Genomic DNA, 19,938 nt, shown 5'->3' with positions numbered 1-19,938 from the left:
TATCCGGAAGACACGCTACGATTGCTTGTAGATGAGGTTGCGCTGAATCTCGTTCGCGCCCTCGTAGACGACCGGGATGCGGACGTCACGGTACACTCGGGCGATGCGTCGGTCGGTCAGGATGGAGCGCCCGCCGTGGAACTGCATCCCCTGTTCGGCGCAGTCGGTCGCGGTTTCGGTGGCCTTGGTCTTGGCCATCGCGGCCCAGAGACCGGCGTTGTCGCCGTCGCGGACCTTCTCGGCGGCGCGGAAGGTCAGCGCGCGGGCCGACTCGAACTCCATGCGCATGTCGGCGAGTCCGTGCTGGACCGCCTGAAAGTCGGCGATGGTCCGTCCGAACTCCTCGCGGCCGTGGACGAACTCCCACGCCTCCTCTATCGCGGCGGCCGCGAGACCGAGACCGTGTCCGGCCACGACCGTCCGGCCGTGATTGAAGAACTCCGCGAGCAGCATGAACCCGGCACCCTCGCTCCCGACGAGGTTCGACTCGGGAATCCGGCAGTCGTCGAAGACGATGTGGGCCTGCTTGCTCGCGCGCATCCCCATCTTCTCCGGAATGTGTTCGGCGTCGTACCCCTCGGCGTCTGTCGGCACGATGAACAGCGAGTGGTTGCCGTATCGGTTGTCCTCGTTGTCGCCCGTCCGGGCGTAGACGGTCAGCCAGTCGCCCTCGACGCCGTTTCCTATCCAGTACTTCTCTCCGTTCAGGACCCATTCGCCGGTGTCCTCGTCCTTCTCGGCGGTGGTCTGCATCCCCGACAGGTCGCTCCCGGTGTCGGGTTCCGACACCGCGAGACCCGTAATCTGGTCGCCCTCCGCGACGGGTCGGAGGTACTCTTCCTTTTGCTCGTCGGTGCCGTACTCCTCGACGATTTCCGCGCCGAAACTGGCGAGTTGGAGCGTGAGCGCGATGCCCGCGTCGGCCCGGAACCACTCCTCGGCGACGGCGAGCATCTGGACCACGTCGAGGCCCCGACCGCCCCACTCCTCGCCGATGTCCTGTGCGACGAGTCCGGCGTCCTGACCCGCTTCGAGGATATCTTCGGGGTACTTCCCCTCCCGGAAGTACTCCTCGGCGTTCGGTGCGACGTACTCGTCGGCGAACTCGCGAGCCTCGTGTTTCACGTCGCGGGCGTACTCGGGGACGATATCGTCGGCGAGAAGTTCCATATCGAATCGAAGGCCCACGCCCGGAAAATACCTCGGGGTTCCGACTCGCGTCGGAACTGTCCTCGTCTCGGTGTTTACTCCTCGTCGGGCGCGGCCTCTTCGGGAACTTCGCCATCAACGAGCGACTGGTCGTCGTACTGTTCGCGCAACACTTTCTTGTCGAACTTCCCGGTTGCCGTCTTCGGAACCGACTCGATGAACACCACTTCGTCGGGTGCCCACCAGCGGGGATACTCCTCGCTGATGCTGGCGAGCAGTTCCTCCTTCAGCGTCTCCTCGTCGGCACGGGCCTTCGCCACCACGAACGCGACGGGTCGCTCCTGCCAGCGCTCGTGGGGGACGCCGACCACGGTGGCCTCCGCGACGTCGTCGTGAGCCATCAGCGCGTTCTCCAGTTCGAGCGAGGATATCCACTCGCCGCCGCTCTTGATGACGTCCTTGGCCCGGTCCACGATTTGGATGTACCCGTCCTCGTCCACCGTCACCACGTCGCCGGTCTTGAGCCATTCGCCGTCGAAGTCCTCCTCGTTGGCCTCGGGGCGCTGGAAGTACGACTGGGTGACCCACGGTCCCTTGATGTAGAGTTCGCCGAAGTCCTCGCCGTTCCACGGAATCTCCTCGTCCTCGTCGCCGACGACCTTGAACTCCAGACCGGGCATGATGAGACCCTGCTTGCCGCGCTTGTCGTACCGACTGTCGGCGTCCCACTCCTCCATGCCGTCCTTGAGGTGCGAGACGCTACCGATGGGTGCGGTCTCGGTCATCCCCCACGCGTGGAGGACGTTCACGTCGTACTCCTCGTCGAACCGCCGGATGACCGACTTGGGCGCGGCGCTCCCGCCGATGACGATGGTCTCCAGCGACGAGATGTCGGCGTCGTTCTCCTCCAGATACTCCAATAGTCCCAGCCACACCGTCGGGACGCCCGCGGTGAAGGTGACGCCCTCGCTCTCGATGAGTTCGGCGAGGTCCGCGGGTTCGGGCGACGGACCGGGGTAGACGTGAGTCGCTCCGGCGGCGGTCGCCGAGTAGGGCATCCCCCACGCGTTGACGTGGAACATCGGGACGACCGGCATTATCACGTCGGACTCGTCGAACTCCAGTCCTTGCGGCGTCAGCGAGGCCATGGTGTGCGCCCAGAGCATCTGCTGGGTGTACTCGACGCCCTTCGGGTCGCCGGTGGTGCCGGAGGTGTAACACATCCCCGCGGGCGTGTCGCCCGAGAGACTCGGCCAGTCGTAGTCGGCCGACTCGTCGGCGACGAACGACTCGTAGTCGGTCACGGGAGCGAGGTCGGTGTCGGGGACCTCCTCGTCCATCACGACGAACTGTTCGACGCTCTCGAACGCCTCGGAGCCGGCCGCGCCTTCGAGTTTCTCGACCAGCGAGGCGTCCACGAAGACGAGTTTATCGCCGGCGTTCTCCACGATGTGTTCGATGTGGTGGTCCGGGAGCAGCGGGTTGATGGTGTGGAGTTGCCTGCCGGAGTTGGGCACGCCGAAGTAGGTCTCGAAGTGGCGATGGTGGTTCCAACAGAAGGTGGCGACCCGGTCGCCCGATTGGATGCCTGCCGCGTCGAGCGCGTTCGCCAGTTGCGCGGTACGGTCCTCGAACGTCTCGTAGTCGTACCGTTCGATGCCGCGGTTCGTGCGCGAGACGATTTCGGTGTCCGGGTACAGTTTCGCCGCGCGCCACAGGAACGGTCGAAGGGTCGGCTCTGCGCCTGCCATATCCGCGTCTTGGCTTCCGGATTCATATGACTTGCTACCACAGTGCGCTAGCCGTGGGGCGTTTACTCGCTAAATCAGAATCGTTATCAGCGACGTGTCGAAACGAACGCACGTGACAGGGGGCGAGTCGTTCCGCGTGGACCTCCACGTGAAGGTGTTGGACGAGTCGGTGGTCGAGCGCGCGAAGGAGCGTGGCCTCGACGCTATCGTGTACGCACCTCACTTCACGCGCTTGCCGGACGTCCGCCAGCAGGCCGCTCGCTTCTCTGACGACGACCTGCTGGTCGTCCCCGGCCGGGAAGTGTTCACCGGGGACTGGCGAAATCGCAGGCACCTCCTCGCGGTCGGTCTCGACGCCCCGGTGCCGGACTTCATCTCGTTCGACGCCGCGATGGACGAGTTCGACAGACAGGACGCCGCGGTCCTCGCTCCCCACCCCGAGTTCCTCAACGTCTCGCTGTCGGAGTCGGACTTCTCGACTTACCGCGACCGAATCGACGCCATCGAGACGTACAATTCCAAGCACTGGCCCCACCACAACGAGCGCGCCCGGGAGTTAGCCGCCGAGTACGACCTCCCGGCGTTCACGTCGTCGTACGCCCACCTCCGGGGGTCGGTCGGCGAGGCGTGGACCGAGTTCCGGCGGTCGCTCGACTCCGCCGACGAACTGGTCGCGGCGCTGAAAGAGGGCGTCCCGCGCAGAATCGTCCGCCGGTCGGGGTGGCGACACGAACTCCGGTGCGCCGCCGAGTTCGCCCACCTCGGGTGGGAGAACTCCTACGAGAAACTCGACCGACTGTTCCTCTCGGGGATGGAACCGACCCACCCCGACCACATCGCCTACGGCGACCGATTCGACGGCGTCTACTGACTCGGTATTCGGCTAACTACGGGAAATTCGGCCCGACTAGTCGGCTACAGGAGTCCCCCGACCGTCGCCGTGAGGTCTTGAATCGGCAGTTGGAGGTGGACGACTCCCGCGATTACCGCGACCTCCAGAATCGAGATAGCGACCGTGACGAGACCGGCGCGCTCGCTGGAGACCGCGACGCCGACCGGCAGGCCGTACTCCTTCGTGTAGGGGTAGAACAGCGCGATACCTCGCTTGCTCCCCACCACGTCGAGCACGTAGTGGGTCGCCACGCCTATCCAGACGTAGTGGAGGTTACCGAAGTAGACGGGCCAGACGTAGAACAGCGCCAGCACGGGCAGGTTGTGAAGCGTCTTGCGGTGCTTGCCGAAGGCGGTGTCCACGTCGGGGAACAGCGCCCCGAGGACGACCGGCACGGAAATCTCCGCGATGGCCCGAAACGTCGGCACGTCGCCCGCGGGGTGGAAGACGTACCCCAGACCGATGCTCAACAGGACCGCGTTCAGAACGTGTCCCTCCTTGTTCATGCGTTTTCCCCGGTCACGTCCGACTTCTTATCCGGGGAGGACTCAAGGGTTTCCCTCCGATGTCTGACGCCCGTCTTGCGATTCGGGGTCGTCGCTCGGTCTGAATCCGGAAAAAGCTCTCTCACGAACTGCGCGCTCGATGATATTCGCACTGTTCGGACACCCCACCGCTGGAGTGTCATCCTCCGTCCCTGTCCGCCTGCGATTCCACCTCGTTCAGTCCGCCTGTGACTCCACTTCCGCCAGCACGTCCCGCAACGCCTGCCGGGCTATCTGCTCCTTTATCTCGCGCCGACTCCCGTCGAACTCGTAGCGAGAGACCACGGAGTACGACTCCTGGGTTCCCCAGTCGCCCGCGTAGGCGACGCCGACGAAGACGGTGCCGACCGGTTTCTCGTCGCTCCCGCCGGTCGGTCCCGCGATGCCGGTCGTCGCCGCGCCCCACGTCGTCCCCGCGGCGTCTCGAACCCCGCGGGCCATCTGGCGTGCGACGGGTTCGCTGACCGCGCCGCGGTCGTCCAACTCCTCGCGGGCGACGCCGAGGTCCTGCAACTTGGCGTCGTAGGAGTAGGTCACGAACCCGCGGTCGAAGTAGTCGCTCGACCCCGGCACGTCGGTCAGCAGCGACCCCACGAGACCGCCGGTGCAGGACTCGGCCACCGCGACGGTCTGGTCGGCCGCGCGCAGTGCGTCTCCGATGCGCTCCTCGACCGGCGGGTCCTCGGCGTCGTCGTTCATACCCGAGGCTGAGGAGTCCCAATCGAATGAAGGTACGGGACGCGCCGAGGGGGCGCTTCGTGGTTCTTACTTCCCCTGTCGAACGTCGGCGTCCGGGTCCACCACCTTGTCGACGTCCTCGGGCGCGCGCCAGTCGGTCGTCAACTCCAGCAGTTGGACTAGAATCCGGGCCGTCGCGCCCCACACCGTGTACCCGCCGACGTGGAAGAAGTGGACGATGGATTCGCCGTACTGGGGATGCTCCCGGCGCTCGACCTCGTGGTTGTCCGGGTCCACCAGTCCGGCGACGGGAAGCACCGCGATTTCGGCGACTTCGCGCTCGTCCGGGGTGTACTCCCGGTCGGGGACCGTGGCGACGTAGGGCGTGACCGCGTACCTGCTCGTCGTCCGGATGTCGTCGAGTCGGCCGACGATATCCGCCTCCGCCGGGCGCAGGCCGATTTCCTCCTCGGCCTCCCGGAGCGCGGTGGCCCGGAGGTCGGCGTCGCTCGGTTCGCGGCCGCCGCCCGGGAAACTCATCTGCCCGGCGTGTTCGCCGAGGTGGTCGGCCCGCTTGGTGAACAGGAGGTAGTGGTCGCCCTCCCGCTCGACCACCGGTGCCAACACCGCCGCGTCGTGGTCCTCGTCGGGAACGTCCCGCGGGACGTACTCGGCCACGCGACCCAGTTCCATACCCGCTACGTCGTACTCCGTCGTCTTAATTTGCCCGTCCTGTCGCCACGTCGGGTGCCGGTTCGGTCGGCGACCCGAGACGGTCGCCCGCGCCGACGCTCTCCTATTCGAACGCCCGGTCGAGCGTCTCGCGCACGTCGTCGGCCTCGACAGGTGCCCACGCTTCGAGGTCGTAACTCACGTCCAGCAGTTCCCGGGCGCGCTCGGCGTCGCCCGCGGCCGCAATCGTCCGTGCCTCCTCGCGCAGGCGCTCGGCGACCGACTCGCCGAGACCCTCGCGGTCCAACTCCCGGTCGGGCACGTCCAGAATGTGCGGGAGGTCCTCGCCGTTCTCGGGCACCGTCGGGAACGCCGCGGGTCCGGCGACGAGAACTGACTCGGCGTCGCGGTCGGAGTCGTCTCCGTCTCTACCATCATCGTCGTCGGTCTCTGCCTCCACGAGGTAGTACGCCTCGACCGCACGCTCGATTTCGGCCGCGAACGCCTCGCGCTCGACCTCCTTGCCCTGCTTGAACGCGAGTTCGACCAGCGCCTGTTCGAGTTCGTCGCGCGCGAGTCCGTCGAAGAGGTCCACCACCCCGGCGAGTTCGTCTCTGGTGTCGGCCATTCGTTATCGGGAGGGGTTCTCGCTGGGGCTTAGTTGTTCGGGAAGCGAATGCGGTCCTTTTCGTTGAACGTTTCACGACAAGTTGCCATGCTCATCCGTAGGGTGTTTTTCCAATGGCCCCAGACGATGGACTTGTCAGTTCTGCTAGCGTGTGTTCGATGGCCGAACACGCGCGAGGGTTCAAATACTGAGGCGAGACGAATCCCGGACCGGACGCCTCGCGCGGTTGCGGGCAGATAGCTGGCGAGTCAGTCAGCAGTGTCGCTCGGCGGTGGGACCGCCTCGCGGCGGCGAAGCCGCCCTACCCCGTAACCGCCAGTCCGACTACCCGGAAACGGCTGTGCCGAAGAGAGACCCTCGATAGCGATGTCTACGCGAAGTGGTCCGCCAACCGCTCGGCGGCCTCCTCGACGCGCGGACTCACGAGCGCGAACCGGACCCAGTCGTCGAACGACTCGCCGAACGCCTCGCCGGGCATCCCCGCGACGCCCGCCTCGTCCACGAGTCGCTCGACGTTCTCCAGCGTGCCGGGGAAGTCGGGGAACCGAGCCATCACGTAGAACGCGCCGTCGGGCGAGGAGTAGTCCGCGCCCGCCGCGTCCAGCGCCGCGGTGAAGGTCTCGACGCGCTCTTCGAGGAGTTGCCGGTTCGCCTCGTAGTAGGCCGGGTCGGTGTTCTGCAGGGCGTGGAGCACCGCGTACTGGCCGGGCCGCGTCGTCGCGACGTTGGTGAGCATGTGGCGGGTCTTGGCCACGTCTACCAGCGACTCGGGGAAGACGGCGTAGCCGACGCGGAAACCGGTGATGGCGAACGTCTTGGAGTAGGAGTTGGTCACGACGCGGTGGTCGGAGTCGAACGACAGCGCCGAGGTGAACTCGCCCGAGAAGTCGAAGTGGTCGTACACCTCGTCGCTCACCAGCAGTGCGTCGTACTCCTCGGCGATAGCCACGAGTTCGCGCATCGTCTCCTCGTCGTACACCGCGCCGGTGGGGTTGTTCGGCGTGTTCACCACGATTCCGGCGGTCTCGTCGCTGGCGGCCTCGCGCACGTCCGCGGGGTCGAGCGACCCGTCGTCCGCGGTGGTGACGTACCGCGCCGTCGCGCCGAGCATCTTGGTCTTGCCCGGATAGTACGGGTAGACGGGGTCGGTGAGGACGAACTCCGACCCGCGCTCGCGCTCCAACGCTCGGGCCATCGCGAGGTAATTGGCCTCGCCGCCGCCGTTCGTCACGACGATTTGGGACTCCGCGACGTTCCGTCGCTCGGCTATCTCCTCGCGGAGTTCGGCCAACCCCTCGCTGGGCGGATACTGGAAGTCCGCGCCGCCGAGGTCGGCGTACTCGTGGAGTCCCTCGCTGATGGCTTCGGGCGACCCCCAGTCGGGGTTGCCACTCACCATATCCACCACGTCTCTGTCGGCGGTGGCGGCGTACTGCATCACGTGGAAGAACAGCGGTGTCTCGTAGTCCATGATGACACGGTCGGACGCCGAGTAAGTCTTTCTTTCGTTCGATGCCTCCGCGGTCTCGCCGAAAAGAACTACTCGCTGCGCTCTGAGTTCCGACTATGGCGACCGCAGATACCGAGGCAGTACGAGCGTACTACGAGTCCATCGACGCCGACGACTACGAGTCGGTGTTCTCGCTGTTCGCCGACGACGTGACCTACGAGCGTCCCGGTCAGTCGAACCTCTCGGGGATGGACGAGTTCCGCGAGTTCTACCTCGAAGACCGGCCGCTCGAAGACGGCGACCACGAAATCCACGACGTAGTCGCGGAGGGCGATACGGTCGCGGTCCGCGGCGAGTTCGCCGGAACGCAGGGCGACGAGGCAGTGTCGTTCGGCTTCGCGGACTTCCACCGGTTCGACGAGGGCGGTCAGATTACCGAGCGGTGGACCTACACGGACCGAGACGAGGTGTGAATCGGGGTCACCGAGTCCGAGGCGCGACCGTCGGTAAGAATCGTGCGCGCCGATACCCTTTTGACCCTCCCGCGGGTACGGGTGGCTACATGGTCGCACAGACGATGGATCGCGTTCCGCAAGGGCAGTAGACGAGTAGCACGAGTGACTGTTGCTGGAGGTGTTCGGACATGTTGACTACTGGGAAGAGTATCGCAGAGACTGGACTGGACGCAGCCGCGCTCAAACCCGCAGAGTGTGACGTATCGCGCGCGGTCGAACTCCCCTTCGAGACGGTCGCCATCGACTACGAAGGGTTCGAACACCTCCCGGACGAGGAGACGCTGGCCGGAATCGCCCGCCAGAAGGAGGTCCGCCTGACCACGCCCGTCAGAGCCGACGGGTTCGACCCGCTCGGCGACGACGCGGCCTACGACCGGATTCCCGAGAGCGTGGACCGGGTCGCGGTCGCCGGGCACCCCGCCTACCTCACCGACGAGGAGCGCGGGAGAACGGTCGCCCCCCGCCTTCGGTCCGCGGTCGAGCGCGACCCCGCCGCGTGGGTCGGCACCGAGGGCGTCGAACGCCTCGCGCTGGCGACGGGGGCGACCCAGTTCGAACTCCTCTCGCGGACCACCGAACGGGACTTACAGGCGCTCCGGGCCGCCGGGTTCGACGGCGAAATCGCGGTGTACGCGCCGACGGTTCTCACCGACGACGAGGACGAGATTCTGGACGCGGTCGGCGCGTACGCCGCTCGCCGCGGTCCCGTGGCGAGCGCGCTCCCCGACGGCGTGGCCACCGACAGCGCGGCCGCCGACAGGGCGCGCGAGGTCCTCTCGGCCGCGACTCGGGACTACGCGCTGGTCGGCACGCCCGCCGAAGTCGGCGAGCGCGTGGCAGCGCTGAAGGACGCGGGGGCGGACATCGTGGTCGGCTACCCCGCCCGCGGCATCGAGGAGTTCGCCGAGTAAGACGGACCGGCGGGGTCCGGAGGTTCTGTCGTCGCCCTGTTCTGGGCAACTACCGACGCAGGTCGGTACCCATTTCCCGGCCGATTCCGAAGTCGGGGTATGCGAGTTGCCCGCCTGTTGACCGCGGACGGACCAGTCAGTGGCGAGTACGAGGACGGCGTCGTCCACGCTGAGGACGGCACCTACGAGGTCGGCCGAGACGGGAGACTGCTCCCGCCCTGCGACCCCTCGGCGCTGTACTGCGTCGGCCGGAACTACGCCGAGACGCTCGACCAGATGGAGTACGAGCGCCCGGACGAACCGGACTTCTTCATCAAACCGCCGACGTCGCTGGTCGCCCACGGCGAACCGATTCCGTACCCCGACTTCACCGACGAACTCACCTACGCGGGCGAACTGGCGGCGGTCGTCGGCGAGCGCTGTCGGAACGTCGCGCCCGAGGAGGTACCCGAGGTCGTCCGCGGTTACACGATACTCAACGACGTGGACGCGCTCGACCAACAGGGCCGGACCGCCCGGAAGGCGTTCGACGGGTCCGGACCGCTCGGGCCGTGGATAGAGACAGACGTGGACCCGACCGCCATCGACATGCGGACCGACGTCGGCGGGGAACGCCGCCAAGAGGCCAACACCGAACTGATGCTGTTCGGCCCGCGCGAAGTCGTCTCCTACCTCTCCGAGCGGTTCACCCTCCGTCCGGGCGACGTGATAGCGTTCGGAAGTCCGGCGAACCCCGGACTCGTCGAACCGGGCGACGAGGTCGAAATCACCTACGAGGGCGTCGGTACCCTCCGGAACGAAGTCGTCGCACCGGAGTGAGTCCACGCCAGTCGGTGGTTCTGCTGCCTCGTTTTCCGCCGGGCACACCTCTAAGTGCCCGGTCGCCCTTCCACCGGCCATGAGTCGGACGTATCTCCACGAACACACGACGACCACGGCCGCCGACGCCTTCGCGGAGGCCGAGGTAGCGGTCCTGCCCACCGGCAGCGTCGAACAGCACGGTCCCGCGCTCCCCCTCGGGACCGACCTGCTGGCGGCCCGCGCGGTCGCCGAGACGGTCGCCGACCGCACGGACGCCGTCCTCCTCCCGCCGATTCCGGTCGGTGTCAGCGCCCACCACCGTCAGTTCGACGGGACGCTCTGGACCGACCCCGAGACCTTCGAGCGCTACGTCGCGGACATCGTGGCCGGCGTCGCCGAACACGGCGTTCGCAAGGCGGTCGTCGTCAACGGGCACGGCGGAAACGACGACGCGCTCCGGCGCGCCGCCCGCGGTCTCCGCGACGAGGAGGTCGCCTTCGCCGCGCCGTGGAACTGGTGGTCGAACCTCGACGCCCTCGTCGAAGAAGAACTCGACACGTCGCTGGGCCACGCCGACGAGGTCGAGACGAGCATGATGCTCGCCGTCGCGGGCGACCTCGTGCGCGAGGCGGCGCTCGAAGACGCCGAGGAGCGCGGGGCCGACTCGTGGGGCGAGACGGTCCGGGGCGCGTCGGTCGGGTTCGACGCCATCGACTTCACCGAGAGCGGTGCGGTCGGCCGACCCACGGAAGGGTCGGCGGCCGTCGGCGAGAAACTACTCGACCACGCGAGCGAGGACCTCGCCGCGCTCGTGGAGTGGTTAGCTGAACAGGATGCAGCGTCGCTCTGGCCGCGGGGTCACAAATGAGTGGGAGCCACGAGACGCGGCCGACGGTCGCGGTAATCGGCGGTGGCGCGGTCGGCGTCACGGCGGCCTACGACCTCGCTCGACGGGACGCCGAGGTCGTCGTCTACGAGAAGGGCGAAATCGGCGGCGCGAGTACGGGCCGGGCGGCGGGCGTCCTCTACGACGCCTTCGCCGCGCCCGAGGACGCGCGGGTCGGCGAACGGGCCATCGAGCGATTCCGCGAGTTCTCCGGCGACGGCGACTTCGAGTTCCGCGAGACGCCCTACGTCTGGTTCGCCCGCGAGGGCGACGAGAAGCGCGCCGAGGCCCTCCGCGAACAGGTGCCAGAGATGCGCGAGCAGGGCCGGGACGTGTCGTTCGCCGACGTCGGAGAACTCCGCGACCGATTCCCCGCGGTCGATTGGAGCGACGTCGGCGTGGCGGCGGTCGCCGAGAACGCCGGGCGGACCGACCCCGGAAGCTACGCCGACCTGCTCGCCGAGAAGGCCCGCGACGCGGGCGCGACGGTCCGGACCGGTGTCGAAGCGCGAATCGACGCCGACGACCTCGCGGTCGAGAGCGCCCCCGCCGAGAGCGACGACGAAGACGGACGCGAACGCGAACTCTTCGACGCGATTCTGGTGGCCGCGGGCGCTCACACCAAACGCCTGCTCGCCATCGCCGGGATTCCGGTTCCGCTCAAACCCTACCGGGTGCAGGCGCTGACCGCGGGGTACGACGACGAGCGCCGGGCCGACCTGCCGATGTGCTACGACGCGACCGGCGGCTACTACCTCCGGCCCCACCCCGACGGCCTGCTCGCGGGCGACGGCACCGAGGAGGTCGAGAGCGACCCCGACGACTGGAAGCGCGACGCCGACCGGGAGTTTCGCGATATCACCCGCGAACGACTCGCCCGCCGCCTCGGCGACTTCGGCGCGGTCCGGGACTCGTGGGCGGGTCTCTGTGTGGCCACGCCCGACCGCGACCCCTTACTGGGCGAGTTGCGCGACGGTCTGTTCGTCGCGGCCGGGTGGCAGGGCCACGGGTTCATGCGCGCCCCGGCGCTCGGCGAAGCGGTGGCGGAGTCCGTACTCGGCGAGAGTCCGCTTCCGGAGTTCGACCCGAACCGCTTCGAGGGCGACGAGGAGTTCGACGTGGTCGAGGGGATGACGGTGGAGTAGACGCGTCCCGAGTACGGAAACGTTCCGTCCTCTGAAGAATAATTATAATTATATATTAGAAAAATTTAAATCGTTACAGTTCCCACATATGCCCGGAGGTGAACTAATGTTCGGAATTTCCCTTATGGACTACGTCCCCCCGTGCGAACGGACCAGTTGTTACTGATGACTGAGTCCCTGTCGTAGTGAGCGATAGACTGCGTGGAACAGAGCGAACGCAGACCTCACATCCACTACTAGGAACGAGCGCGCTCGGATTCTTTAGATGGCCATCCGCCGGAGAGATGTTCTAGAGAAGCTATCGATGAGTCTCTGCGTACGACGCGTCAATACCGGCAGTGAAACGATAAAAGAGACACGAGTAGTGTGCGAGCACGACCACCGAATCGCGCTACGCTTCCGCGGAGACGCTATCTGACTCTCCTTTCTCCTCGGCGCGCTTGGGGACCCGAACGCGGAGGGTGCCGTGTTCGGTCAGGGTCGCGGACGCCTCGTTCGCGTCCACCACGGCGTCTGTCGGGAGGTCGGCCTTCCCGTCGAGCGAGAGACCGCGGCCGGGGAACAGCATCTCGAAGCCCTCGTAGTAGTCGCGGAAGCGGTCGATTCGGACGTGGACCGCACCCTCGGCGTACCGGACCTGCACGTCGCTTCCGGTCGCGCCGGGCGCGTCGAACACCACGAGGTAGGCGTCGTCGCTCTCCAGCAGGTCCACGGGGAGGGGCTTGGACTCTTGGACCTTGCTGGCGGCGCGGCCGACGCGCTGGAGGACGGCGCTACCGACCGACCGGCCAATCTCTCGGATGGTCATAGCTCGATTTCCCGGAGGGTGTCGGTTCGAGTGCAGTACGGACACTGAAAGTCCTCGATACCGACGTCGTCGGGCATATCGTAGGTGTAGTGCATCTCGAACATGTCCAGTTCGCACTCGTCGTTCGTACACTTCACTTCGAGCGTCGCGGGCATATCCGAATTTAACGGCCCGGTGACCATAAACACGAGGGCTTCGGCGATTCTGTGGGTCGAGACTGCCGACTTCCGACTAGTCGTCCTCGTCGCCTCCTCGCCCGTCACCGCGGCCTCTCTCCCGACCCTTTCCGTTTCCCTTCCCCGTCTTCCCTCGACCTCGTCCGTTTTCCTTCCCTCGACCGCTGCCGCGTCCGTCTTCGCCACCGCGTTCTCCTTCGTCGTCGCCACCGTCGTCCTCCTCTGACTCGTCGCCGTCTTCCTTCTCGGCTTCTGCCTCGTTCCCCTCGTCTTCAGCCTCGGTTTCCCCCTTCTTCGCGTGTTCGTCCCCCTCGCCTTCCTCTTTCTCCGCCTCGCGCTCACTACTCCCGTCACCCTCGCTCTCCTCGTCTCTCTTCCGCTCGCTTTCCTCGTCGCCGTTCGGAACGATTCGAACCTCCGCGGACCCCTCGACGGCCCGCCCGCTCTCGGTCACGCCGGTCAGTCGCACGCGGTCGGTGTCCCAGTCGATGCCAGTCGCGTCCGTCCGGAAGTGGAATTTGAGGTCGGTTCGGCCGTCGCCGTCCGCGTCGGTCTGAATTCGCTTCACCGGACTCGCGCGCTCCGTTCCGTCCTCCGGCCCGAACGCGACGCTTCCGGGCGCGAGCGCCGTGGCGTCGAACTCGTCGGTCGAGCGCACGACGACCGGGAGACGGCCGTGGCTCCGGGGGTTCACCTTGCCGGGGACGACCGTCACGTCCGCGGAAATCGGCCCCGACTGGCGGTCGTCCTGCTCGGTGGTCGTTTCTTCCGTCGTCGTCTCGCGTCGGGTCGTCGTGGTCGTCGTCGCGCCGCACGTTCCGGCGCGGACCACGAGCGGTTCGTCCAGCGCCAGCGAGACTCGGTCGGGGTCGCTCCGGTCGCCCGAGAGGACCTGCCAGTCGGTTATCTCGCCCTCGTACGGGTCGCCGTACAGCGCCGCGGCGTCGTTGAACGCCGGGTCGATGGTGACGGCGAACTCCTCGCCGAGGGGGCGGTAGGCCCCGCCGTCGGACCGGCCGTCGGTCCACGTCCAGTCCACGGACCACCCGTCGGCGGTGCGGTCGAAGGTGTCGTAGTTGCTCGGCGCGTCGTAGTCGTCGTCGCCGACGACCCACGAACCGCGGTCGGGGTTCTCGAACGCGAGGTCGAACGTCACCGCGCCGCCCGAGGTACCGTCGTTCAGTTTGTCGTGGACGACGACCAGACTCAGGCCCTCCGGCCCGTCGTAGAGGAAGCAGATGCTGGTCTCGGGTCGCTGGAGGTCGGTCGTCCCGTAGGAACTGTAGGCCGCGCCCGACGGGGAGGTGTAGGGCGTCCGGTAGTCGTAGAAGGATTCGACGGTCTCGTCGCCCGAGAGCGGCGTTATCGGGATGCAGCGGTCGCCCTGTTCGACGACGTAGCGGGTCGCGTCGAGCGCGTCCACTCGCCGGGCGAGCGTCCGCTGGGCGACGCCCGCGCCGCCGATTCCGGTCGCCAGCGCCGCGAGGACGCCGCGCCGTTCGATACCGTCGATGGAGGAGTTTCGTTCGGACATGCCAATCGCCGACCGTCCGTTGGACCGAACCGGACATTGTTCCGCGCCACCTACTGTATCATAACTGACGGGTGCGTCTCGGCGGACCGAATCGCCACGCCTCAGTCCGCGATTGAACTCGCGTGAACGGTGCGAACGGTAATTTTAGGCCCCGTACAACACCGGCGAGAGCGGAGTCCCCACTGGACGCCGGGGAGTCGGCGGCGGTCTCAACCTGTGAACGGTCGGACACTCGACAGAGATGACAGCTATCAAATGGGTGGCGGTACGACGGTCGTACATGCGACTCCGCCGCCCCGAACCCCGACACGTCCCCCTCTCGCTCGGTCTCCTCGCCGGTTTCGCCGGTTTCCTCGCGACGCCGGGACCGTGGCCGACCGACCCCGTCCTCGGCATCGGTCTCGGCGCGTGCGTCACCGTCGTCGTGTGGGCCGCCCTCGAACAGCGACCGGACGCGCTCGACCGAGCGGTCGAAGCGCGCGCTCAGTGGGTCCTCGCCGGTCTCGGTCTGCTTCCGGCCGCGGCCGTCTTCGGTCCCCCTCTGTTCGGCGCGCCGACGCCGCCCGAGGGAACGTCGGTTCGAGTACTCGTCTTCACGTTCGCGGTGTTCGTCGTGGCCGCCATGGGGGAGCAACACCGCGGGATGCTCCTGCTGGGGCGCGGTCAGGTCCGCGGGAGAGTCGTCGCCGTCAAGTCCAAGTGGCGACAGTTCGCGCTGGGAATCGCCGTCGCTACCGTGACTCTTTTCGTCATCTCGCACACGATTGCTGGTTCGTTCTCGATATGGTCGCTCGTGGGAACCGTCGTCGGAATGCTCATCGGGAACGGTCTCACCGGCACCGAGGAGTACGAACTCGTCGCGCTCGACGACCACCTTCTGGTCCGGCAGCGAGGCGGGTGGGGAGCGACCGCGATTCCGTGGCGGCGACTCGGCGACGTGACCGTCGAGGGCGCCACCCTCCGAATCGCTCGCGGCCCGCCGTACTTCAGCGTCTACACGGCCGACCTCTCTTCGGTATCGGACCGACGCGCCGCGGTCGAAGCGTTCCGGACGTACCCGTCCGTTCACTGACCGCGGCCGTGCGCCTTCGGTCGCGGACCGCGGCGCTGGACCCCACGTCACGGCGTTCCCCCGCGCTGCGGTGGTCCTGCCAGTCCGGTCCGTGTAGTCATCGTTTTACCCGTCGAGCGGCAACTTCCCCGCATGACCGACCTCACGGACCTCGACGTGACCCTCGTGGACGGGTACGTCGACGAACCGGCCCACTTCGGCGTCCCGCCCTACATCTCGACCTACCCGCGGTACACCGCGGGGGCCATCGTGGACGCGGGCGTCCCCGCGGAGAACGTCACCTATCACACCATCGACGAACTCCGGGACGACTCTCACAAGTGGCGCGACGTGGAGGACGCAGACCTGTTCGTCTACCTCGGCGGGATGACCGTCCCCGGCAAGTACGTCGGGGGCACCCCGGCCGAGCCCGACGAAGTGCGCAAGATGGCGTGGACCGCCGACGGGACGAGTCTGATGGGCGGCCCGGTGAAGTTCGGCGTCGGCGACGAGAACGCCGGGGGAACCGAGACCGAGCGCGACGACCTCGACTTCGACTTCGTGGCGAAAGGCGACGTGGAAGCCGCGGCCTACGACCTGCTCGACAGCGGCTTGGAGGGGTTCAACAATCGGATGCGCGACAACGAGGAGATAGACCGATGGGCCGCCTCCGGGGCGTTCGTCGTCGAGCAACACCCCAACCATCCGGACTACCTCATCGCCGAGTTGGAGACCAGCAGAGGGTGTCCCTACCGCTGCTCGTTCTGCACGGAACCGCTGTACGGAAATCCCTCGTTCCGGCGACCGGAGTCGGTCGTCAGCGAGGTCGGGACGCTCTACGACCGCGGCGTGGGACACTTCCGACTCGGTCGACAGGCCGACATCCTCGCCTACGGCGGCGACGGCGAGAAGCCCAACCCCGACGCGCTCCGCGACCTCTACGGCGGGATTCGGGAGGTCGCGCCCGACCTCGGGACGCTCCACCTCGACAACATGAACCCCATCACGGTGGTCGAGTGGCCCGAGTTGGCCCGCGAGGGAATCCGGGTCATCGCCGAGCACAACACGCCGGGCGACACCGCCGCCTTCGGTCTCGAATCGGCCGACCCCCTCGTGCAGGACGAGAACAACCTCAACGTGACCGCCGAGGAGTGCTTCGAGGCGGTCAAAATAGTCAACGAGGAGGCCGGGTGGCGACCCGGCGAGGACCCCGAAGCGGCCCCGACCCACGGCCGAGACGCCGCGAACCGCCTGCCCAAACTCCTGCCGGGTATCAACCTGCTCCACGGACTGAAGGGCGAGCGACGTGAGACGTTCGAACACAACAAGGAGTTCCTGAACCGGGTGTACGACGAGGGCCTGATGCTCCGCCGGGTCAACATCCGGCAGGTCATGGCGTTCGACGGCACCGAGATGAGCGACGTGGGCGCGGACATCGCCAACGACCACAAGAAACTGTTCAAGCAGTACAAGACCGAGGTGCGCGAGCAGATAGACAATCCGATGCTCCAGCGCCTCGCCCCGGCGGGGACGGTCCTGCCGGACGTACATCTCGAATACCATCAGGACGGGAAGACGTTCGGTCGCCAACTCGGCACCTACCCCCTGCTCGTCGGGATTCCGGGCGAGCGCGAACTCGGGCGGACCGTGGACGTGGCGGTGGTGGACCACGGCTATCGCTCGGTGACGGGCGTGCCCTATCCGCTCGACGTGAACAGCGCGACGATGGACGAACTCACCGCGATTCCGGGTCTCGGCAAGCAGCGCGCCGGGAACATCGTCGTCGAACGACCCTACGACTCCTCGGCCGAACTCGACGCCGACGTGGGCGTGGACCTGACCGAGTTCACCACCGCAAAAACGCCAGAAGGCGCGGACTAAGCCTCTCCGGCGGTTGGACGTGTCGCCCCGAGGCCACTACGCTTTTTGAGCATTCGACCGAATTACGCGACGTTCCGACATGCCCGACTCGCCAGTTCACGAGCGCGGGGTCGCGCCCCACGCAGTTCCGGACGGACTGACGCTCGCGGCGTTCAACACCGACTGCTCCGAGGCGACTCTCGCGACCCTCGGGGACACGCTCGGCCGCTACCTCGACATCGACGACGTGACGGTCGGGACCACGCTGACCGACGAACAACCCGACGAGTTCGCGGTCCTCCACGACGACGTCCTCGTGGGCGGCGCGCTCGTCCACCCCCGTCGCGGCGACGACCCGATAGCCGACGTCGTCTCCGCGTTCCGGCCGGCCGATACGCTCTTCCTCGCGGGGTACGGCGACCGGGCCGGACTCCGCGCGCTGTCGAACCGCATCGAGACCTTGGCGTGGCGTGCGGGCGAGGGCCGACTCTACGTCGCGGGCCAGCAGCGGTTCGCTTCGATGGACGACCAGTGGGACATCTACGCCGACGTGGCCGAGGCGGGGTGCGAAGTGCACGTCTTCGAGGACCCCGCGTACGTCCCGGACGGCGACCGATTCGTCGTCCACGGCGACCGTCACGAGTTCGCCGGGACGTGGCTGGTCGTCTTCGACGGCGCTGGCAACGACGCGGCTAAGGCCGCGATGCTCGTCGAGGAACGCGACCCAGACAGTTACTACGGCGTCTGGACGGTCGTTCCGGAACTCGTGGACGCCATCGTAGACCGGGTGAGCGCACCGACCGCAGGCAGGTACCGGCCGGAGTAGTCCGGCCGTCGATGCGACGTGGACCGAAAGGGGACGCGAGCGCTACAGAAAGAGGACGGCTGTTCTCAGGCGAGTCGGGCGATGGCCCTCCGCGCGAGTAGCCCGGTCGAGAGCGAACAGCCGACGTACCACGCGAGCCAGACCTTCAGCGGACCGACGAGCGTCGCAGTCCACGCGACGTGACCGACGACCGGCAGCGCCAGCGCTGCGGGCGCGACGGCGGCGCTCGGCGCGACGAACACCCAGCGGAGCCAGAGGAACACCGGGACCGAGACCAGCATGCTCCAGACCGCGGGCCGGAACTGGGTCTTCATCGCCGCGAGGTAGTCGGTCGTGAGTTCCATCTGCTCGGCGCGGAGGTCCTCGACGGCGTCCTCGTCGTCGCGCTCGCGGGCCGACGCCATCCGCTCGCGCAGGTCAGACATGCGCTCCTGAAGTCGCTCCATCCGTCGCTGGCTCCGGAGTTTCGTCTGGAGGACCGCCGAGGAGAGACCGGTCGTCCCGGCGAGCAGTAGGACGAGAACCGAGAACGGCAGGATGGTCGTGGCCGGGCCGAGCATGGCGTGTAACGCCCCCGCGACACCCCGCTGTATCGGGGTCACGTGGTAACCGGCCATCAGCGTCAACGCGACGAGTCCCGCGAGCTTGTCGTAACCGGTCCACCCGTCCGACGATTCTGTGTCCATGCTAACAACTCGTCGGTGGGGCACCATCAATGTTCGGCCAGTTGAGGGGTAGCGCCGCATCGCTACGACTCGGCGAGCGTCGATATAGTGCGGACGAGCACGAGGGTTTCCCACTCCGGAATCTGCCGCGAGCGAACGAAGTGAACGAGAAGTCCGAGCGACGACCGGCACCAAGCGCAGGTCCTTCATCGACGTTTCGCAAGGGCGCGGCCGAACGCCGCGCCTGCCGAAACGGCTTCGTCGTTTCCAGCCGATGCGAATCGGAGATTCGCCACAGCCCGAAAATATCCGATTTTCGAAGACCTCGCTCGATACGCTCACGAGAACGCAGCAAAAGGTCGGGTGTAGAAAAACTCTTTACGCGCTGACCACTTGGGTCCAAATGGAGGCATATAGCCTTGGAGATCTCTGACAAACTGCTGTGTCTGTTCAGTGCTGATGTGACTATCGAAGACGACAAGTACGTCGTCGAAGTACCGCGCCGAGAGATAGAGACCGGGTCGGTCGAACCCGGCGAGACCTACCGCGTCGCACTCATCTCCGACGACTCCGACTCCTCGTCGCAGGACGAGTCGTCGTCACAGTCCACGAGTAGCGGCGCGCCCTCGGAACCACAACCCCCCGTCGAGGAGGGCGAGATTCGCTACGTCGAAGTCGAGGACATCGGCAAGCAGGGCGACGGCATCGCCCGCGTCGAACGCGGCTACGTCATCATCGTCCCCGACGCCGAAATCGGCGAGCGCGTCAAGGTCGAGATTACGGAAGTCAAGTCCAACTTCGCGGTCGGCGAAATCATCGAAGAGGACTTCTAACCGACCTCTTTATTGCTGGCGGCGTCGCCAGCGACCGCAGTTCCGCGAGAACGCCGTACCAGTTGGTCTATCGCTACCGGGTCGATACGTCCAGTCTCCGGTCCCGCAGAAGGTTGACGTGGGAGAGTGGGACGAACCGTCTCCGTGTCGCACCGACGACCG

General features: G+C 66.9%; 20 protein-coding genes and 1 pseudogene. 10 read left to right on the top strand and 11 right to left on the bottom strand.

The window, feature by feature from the left end:
• Window positions 1–15 precede the first annotated feature (15 nt).
• Window positions 16–1,170 carry an acyl-CoA dehydrogenase family protein gene (locus FXF75_RS12165; RefSeq protein WP_163522155.1) on the bottom strand — a complete coding sequence of 385 codons (1,155 nt, stop codon included), beginning with the start codon at window positions 1,168–1,170 and terminating at the stop codon, window positions 16–18.
• 74 nt (window positions 1,171–1,244) lie between these two features.
• Window positions 1,245–2,900, bottom strand: coding sequence for a long-chain fatty acid--CoA ligase (locus FXF75_RS12160; RefSeq protein ID WP_163522154.1), 1,656 nt, complete (start codon window positions 2,898–2,900; stop codon window positions 1,245–1,247).
• A gap of 112 nt (window positions 2,901–3,012) precedes the next feature.
• Here FXF75_RS12160 and FXF75_RS12155 point away from each other — a divergent pair, with 112 nt between their 5' ends.
• Entirely contained in the window at window positions 3,013–3,771 is a 759-nt protein-coding gene (locus FXF75_RS12155; protein WP_163522153.1) for a PHP-associated domain-containing protein, read from the top strand.
• A 44-nt stretch (window positions 3,772–3,815) separates the two neighbouring features.
• On the opposite strand, the gene FXF75_RS12150 is transcribed toward FXF75_RS12155, so the two are convergent.
• From FXF75_RS12150 to FXF75_RS12130, 5 genes are all read right to left on the bottom strand, one after another.
• Window positions 3,816–4,298, bottom strand: coding sequence for a metal-dependent hydrolase (locus FXF75_RS12150; RefSeq protein WP_163522152.1), 483 nt, complete (start codon window positions 4,296–4,298; stop codon window positions 3,816–3,818).
• A gap of 216 nt (window positions 4,299–4,514) precedes the next feature.
• Window positions 4,515–5,036, bottom strand: a complete 522-nt coding sequence (locus tag FXF75_RS12145; protein ID WP_163522151.1) for a CinA family protein — start codon at window positions 5,034–5,036, stop codon at window positions 4,515–4,517.
• Between the two features lie 66 nt (window positions 5,037–5,102).
• Entirely contained in the window at window positions 5,103–5,708 is a 606-nt protein-coding gene (locus FXF75_RS12140; protein WP_163522150.1) for a CoA pyrophosphatase, read from the bottom strand.
• A gap of 103 nt (window positions 5,709–5,811) precedes the next feature.
• Window positions 5,812–6,315 (bottom strand): hypothetical protein, encoded by a 504-nt coding sequence (locus tag FXF75_RS12135; protein ID WP_163522149.1) that lies wholly within the window; start codon window positions 6,313–6,315, stop codon window positions 5,812–5,814.
• A 370-nt stretch (window positions 6,316–6,685) separates the two neighbouring features.
• Entirely contained in the window at window positions 6,686–7,786 is a 1,101-nt protein-coding gene (locus FXF75_RS12130) for a pyridoxal phosphate-dependent aminotransferase (protein WP_163522148.1), read from the bottom strand.
• 95 nt (window positions 7,787–7,881) lie between these two features.
• Between FXF75_RS12130 and FXF75_RS12125 the strand changes: the two genes are divergently transcribed.
• The 5 genes from FXF75_RS12125 (at window position 7,882) to FXF75_RS12105 (ending at window position 12,023) form a co-directional block, all read left to right on the top strand.
• Window positions 7,882–8,238: an ester cyclase gene (locus FXF75_RS12125; protein WP_163522147.1), complete on the top strand. Its 357-nt coding sequence runs from the start codon at window positions 7,882–7,884 to the stop codon at window positions 8,236–8,238.
• 170 nt (window positions 8,239–8,408) lie between these two features.
• Window positions 8,409–9,191 (top strand): luciferase, encoded by a 783-nt coding sequence (locus FXF75_RS12120; protein ID WP_163522146.1) that lies wholly within the window; start codon window positions 8,409–8,411, stop codon window positions 9,189–9,191.
• A 99-nt stretch (window positions 9,192–9,290) separates the two neighbouring features.
• Window positions 9,291–10,010: a fumarylacetoacetate hydrolase family protein gene (locus FXF75_RS12115; protein ID WP_163522145.1), complete on the top strand. Its 720-nt coding sequence runs from the start codon at window positions 9,291–9,293 to the stop codon at window positions 10,008–10,010.
• A gap of 79 nt (window positions 10,011–10,089) precedes the next feature.
• Window positions 10,090–10,860, top strand: coding sequence for a creatininase family protein (locus FXF75_RS12110; RefSeq protein ID WP_163522144.1), 771 nt, complete (start codon window positions 10,090–10,092; stop codon window positions 10,858–10,860).
• On the top strand, window positions 10,857–12,023 hold the full coding sequence (locus FXF75_RS12105; RefSeq protein ID WP_163522143.1) for an FAD-binding oxidoreductase: 1,167 nt from the start codon (window positions 10,857–10,859) through the stop codon (window positions 12,021–12,023). The genes FXF75_RS12110 and FXF75_RS12105 overlap by 4 nt, the downstream gene beginning before the upstream one ends.
• Window positions 12,024–12,432: 409 nt before the next feature.
• On the opposite strand, the pseudogene FXF75_RS12100 reads toward FXF75_RS12105, so the two are convergent.
• The 3 genes and pseudogenes from FXF75_RS12100 to FXF75_RS12095 form a co-directional block, all read right to left on the bottom strand.
• Window positions 12,433–12,831: pseudogene (locus FXF75_RS12100) on the bottom strand (Hsp20/alpha crystallin family protein); the annotation flags it as partial.
• The gene (locus tag FXF75_RS22140) at window positions 12,828–12,986 is read right to left on the bottom strand and encodes a hypothetical protein (protein WP_205427538.1); all 159 of its coding nucleotides are present in this window, start codon (window positions 12,984–12,986) and stop codon (window positions 12,828–12,830) included. The gene FXF75_RS22140 and the pseudogene FXF75_RS12100, both read right to left, overlap by 4 nt.
• A 76-nt stretch (window positions 12,987–13,062) precedes the next feature.
• Window positions 13,063–14,541: a hypothetical protein gene (locus tag FXF75_RS12095; RefSeq protein ID WP_163522141.1), complete on the bottom strand. Its 1,479-nt coding sequence runs from the start codon at window positions 14,539–14,541 to the stop codon at window positions 13,063–13,065.
• A gap of 280 nt (window positions 14,542–14,821) precedes the next feature.
• Between FXF75_RS12095 and FXF75_RS12090 the strand changes: the two genes are divergently transcribed.
• From FXF75_RS12090 to FXF75_RS12080, 3 genes are all read left to right on the top strand, one after another.
• A complete protein-coding gene (locus FXF75_RS12090) occupies window positions 14,822–15,613 on the top strand; it encodes a hypothetical protein (RefSeq protein WP_163522140.1) in 792 nt (263 codons plus the stop codon).
• Window positions 15,614–15,745: 132 nt separating this feature from the next.
• A complete protein-coding gene (locus tag FXF75_RS12085; RefSeq protein ID WP_163522139.1) occupies window positions 15,746–17,473 on the top strand; it encodes a radical SAM protein in 1,728 nt (575 codons plus the stop codon).
• A gap of 79 nt (window positions 17,474–17,552) precedes the next feature.
• Window positions 17,553–18,278 carry a hypothetical protein gene (locus FXF75_RS12080; RefSeq protein ID WP_163522138.1) on the top strand — a complete coding sequence of 242 codons (726 nt, stop codon included), beginning with the start codon at window positions 17,553–17,555 and terminating at the stop codon, window positions 18,276–18,278.
• Window positions 18,279–18,343: 65 nt separating this feature from the next.
• On the opposite strand, the gene FXF75_RS12075 is transcribed toward FXF75_RS12080, so the two are convergent.
• Window positions 18,344–18,964: a DUF106 domain-containing protein gene (locus FXF75_RS12075; RefSeq protein ID WP_163522137.1), complete on the bottom strand. Its 621-nt coding sequence runs from the start codon at window positions 18,962–18,964 to the stop codon at window positions 18,344–18,346.
• Window positions 18,965–19,362: 398 nt separating this feature from the next.
• Between FXF75_RS12075 and FXF75_RS12070 the strand changes: the two genes are divergently transcribed.
• Window positions 19,363–19,776 carry a TRAM domain-containing protein gene (locus FXF75_RS12070; RefSeq protein WP_163522136.1) on the top strand — a complete coding sequence of 138 codons (414 nt, stop codon included), beginning with the start codon at window positions 19,363–19,365 and terminating at the stop codon, window positions 19,774–19,776.
• The last annotated feature ends 162 nt before the right edge of the window (window positions 19,777–19,938 follow it).

Origin of the sequence: Halorussus sp. MSC15.2 (assembly GCF_010747475.1) — an archaeon.
In the GTDB taxonomy this organism is placed as follows: Archaea; Halobacteriota; Halobacteria; order Halobacteriales; family Haladaptataceae; genus Halorussus.
The sequence above is the reverse complement of the archived record's forward strand: the minus strand, read 5'-3'. Positions and strand labels throughout refer to the sequence as shown.

What these genes read in the sequence shown, in the direction of transcription:
- FXF75_RS12165 (WP_163522155.1), bottom strand. Translation starts at nt 1,170, where the DNA reads ATGGAACTTCTCGCCGACGATATCGTCCCCGAGTACGCCCGCGACGTG.
- FXF75_RS12160 (WP_163522154.1), bottom strand. Translation starts at nt 2,900, where the DNA reads ATGGCAGGCGCAGAGCCGACCCTTCGACCGTTCCTGTGGCGCGCGGCG.
- FXF75_RS12095 (WP_163522141.1), bottom strand. Translation starts at nt 14,541, where the DNA reads ATGTCCGAACGAAACTCCTCCATCGACGGTATCGAACGGCGCGGCGTC.
- FXF75_RS12140 (WP_163522150.1), bottom strand. Translation starts at nt 5,708, where the DNA reads ATGGAACTGGGTCGCGTGGCCGAGTACGTCCCGCGGGACGTTCCCGAC.
- FXF75_RS22140 (WP_205427538.1), bottom strand. Translation starts at nt 12,986, where the DNA reads ATGCCCGCGACGCTCGAAGTGAAGTGTACGAACGACGAGTGCGAACTG.
- FXF75_RS12105 (WP_163522143.1), top strand. Translation starts at nt 10,857, where the DNA reads ATGAGTGGGAGCCACGAGACGCGGCCGACGGTCGCGGTAATCGGCGGT.
- FXF75_RS12090 (WP_163522140.1), top strand. Translation starts at nt 14,822, where the DNA reads ATGCGACTCCGCCGCCCCGAACCCCGACACGTCCCCCTCTCGCTCGGT.
- FXF75_RS12085 (WP_163522139.1), top strand. Translation starts at nt 15,746, where the DNA reads ATGACCGACCTCACGGACCTCGACGTGACCCTCGTGGACGGGTACGTC.
- FXF75_RS12135 (WP_163522149.1), bottom strand. Translation starts at nt 6,315, where the DNA reads ATGGCCGACACCAGAGACGAACTCGCCGGGGTGGTGGACCTCTTCGAC.
- FXF75_RS12125 (WP_163522147.1), top strand. Translation starts at nt 7,882, where the DNA reads ATGGCGACCGCAGATACCGAGGCAGTACGAGCGTACTACGAGTCCATC.
- FXF75_RS12080 (WP_163522138.1), top strand. Translation starts at nt 17,553, where the DNA reads ATGCCCGACTCGCCAGTTCACGAGCGCGGGGTCGCGCCCCACGCAGTT.
- FXF75_RS12145 (WP_163522151.1), bottom strand. Translation starts at nt 5,036, where the DNA reads ATGAACGACGACGCCGAGGACCCGCCGGTCGAGGAGCGCATCGGAGAC.
- FXF75_RS12120 (WP_163522146.1), top strand. Translation starts at nt 8,409, where the DNA reads ATGTTGACTACTGGGAAGAGTATCGCAGAGACTGGACTGGACGCAGCC.
- FXF75_RS12130 (WP_163522148.1), bottom strand. Translation starts at nt 7,786, where the DNA reads ATGGACTACGAGACACCGCTGTTCTTCCACGTGATGCAGTACGCCGCC.
- FXF75_RS12115 (WP_163522145.1), top strand. Translation starts at nt 9,291, where the DNA reads ATGCGAGTTGCCCGCCTGTTGACCGCGGACGGACCAGTCAGTGGCGAG.
- FXF75_RS12075 (WP_163522137.1), bottom strand. Translation starts at nt 18,964, where the DNA reads ATGGACACAGAATCGTCGGACGGGTGGACCGGTTACGACAAGCTCGCG.
- FXF75_RS12110 (WP_163522144.1), top strand. Translation starts at nt 10,090, where the DNA reads ATGAGTCGGACGTATCTCCACGAACACACGACGACCACGGCCGCCGAC.
- FXF75_RS12150 (WP_163522152.1), bottom strand. Translation starts at nt 4,298, where the DNA reads ATGAACAAGGAGGGACACGTTCTGAACGCGGTCCTGTTGAGCATCGGT.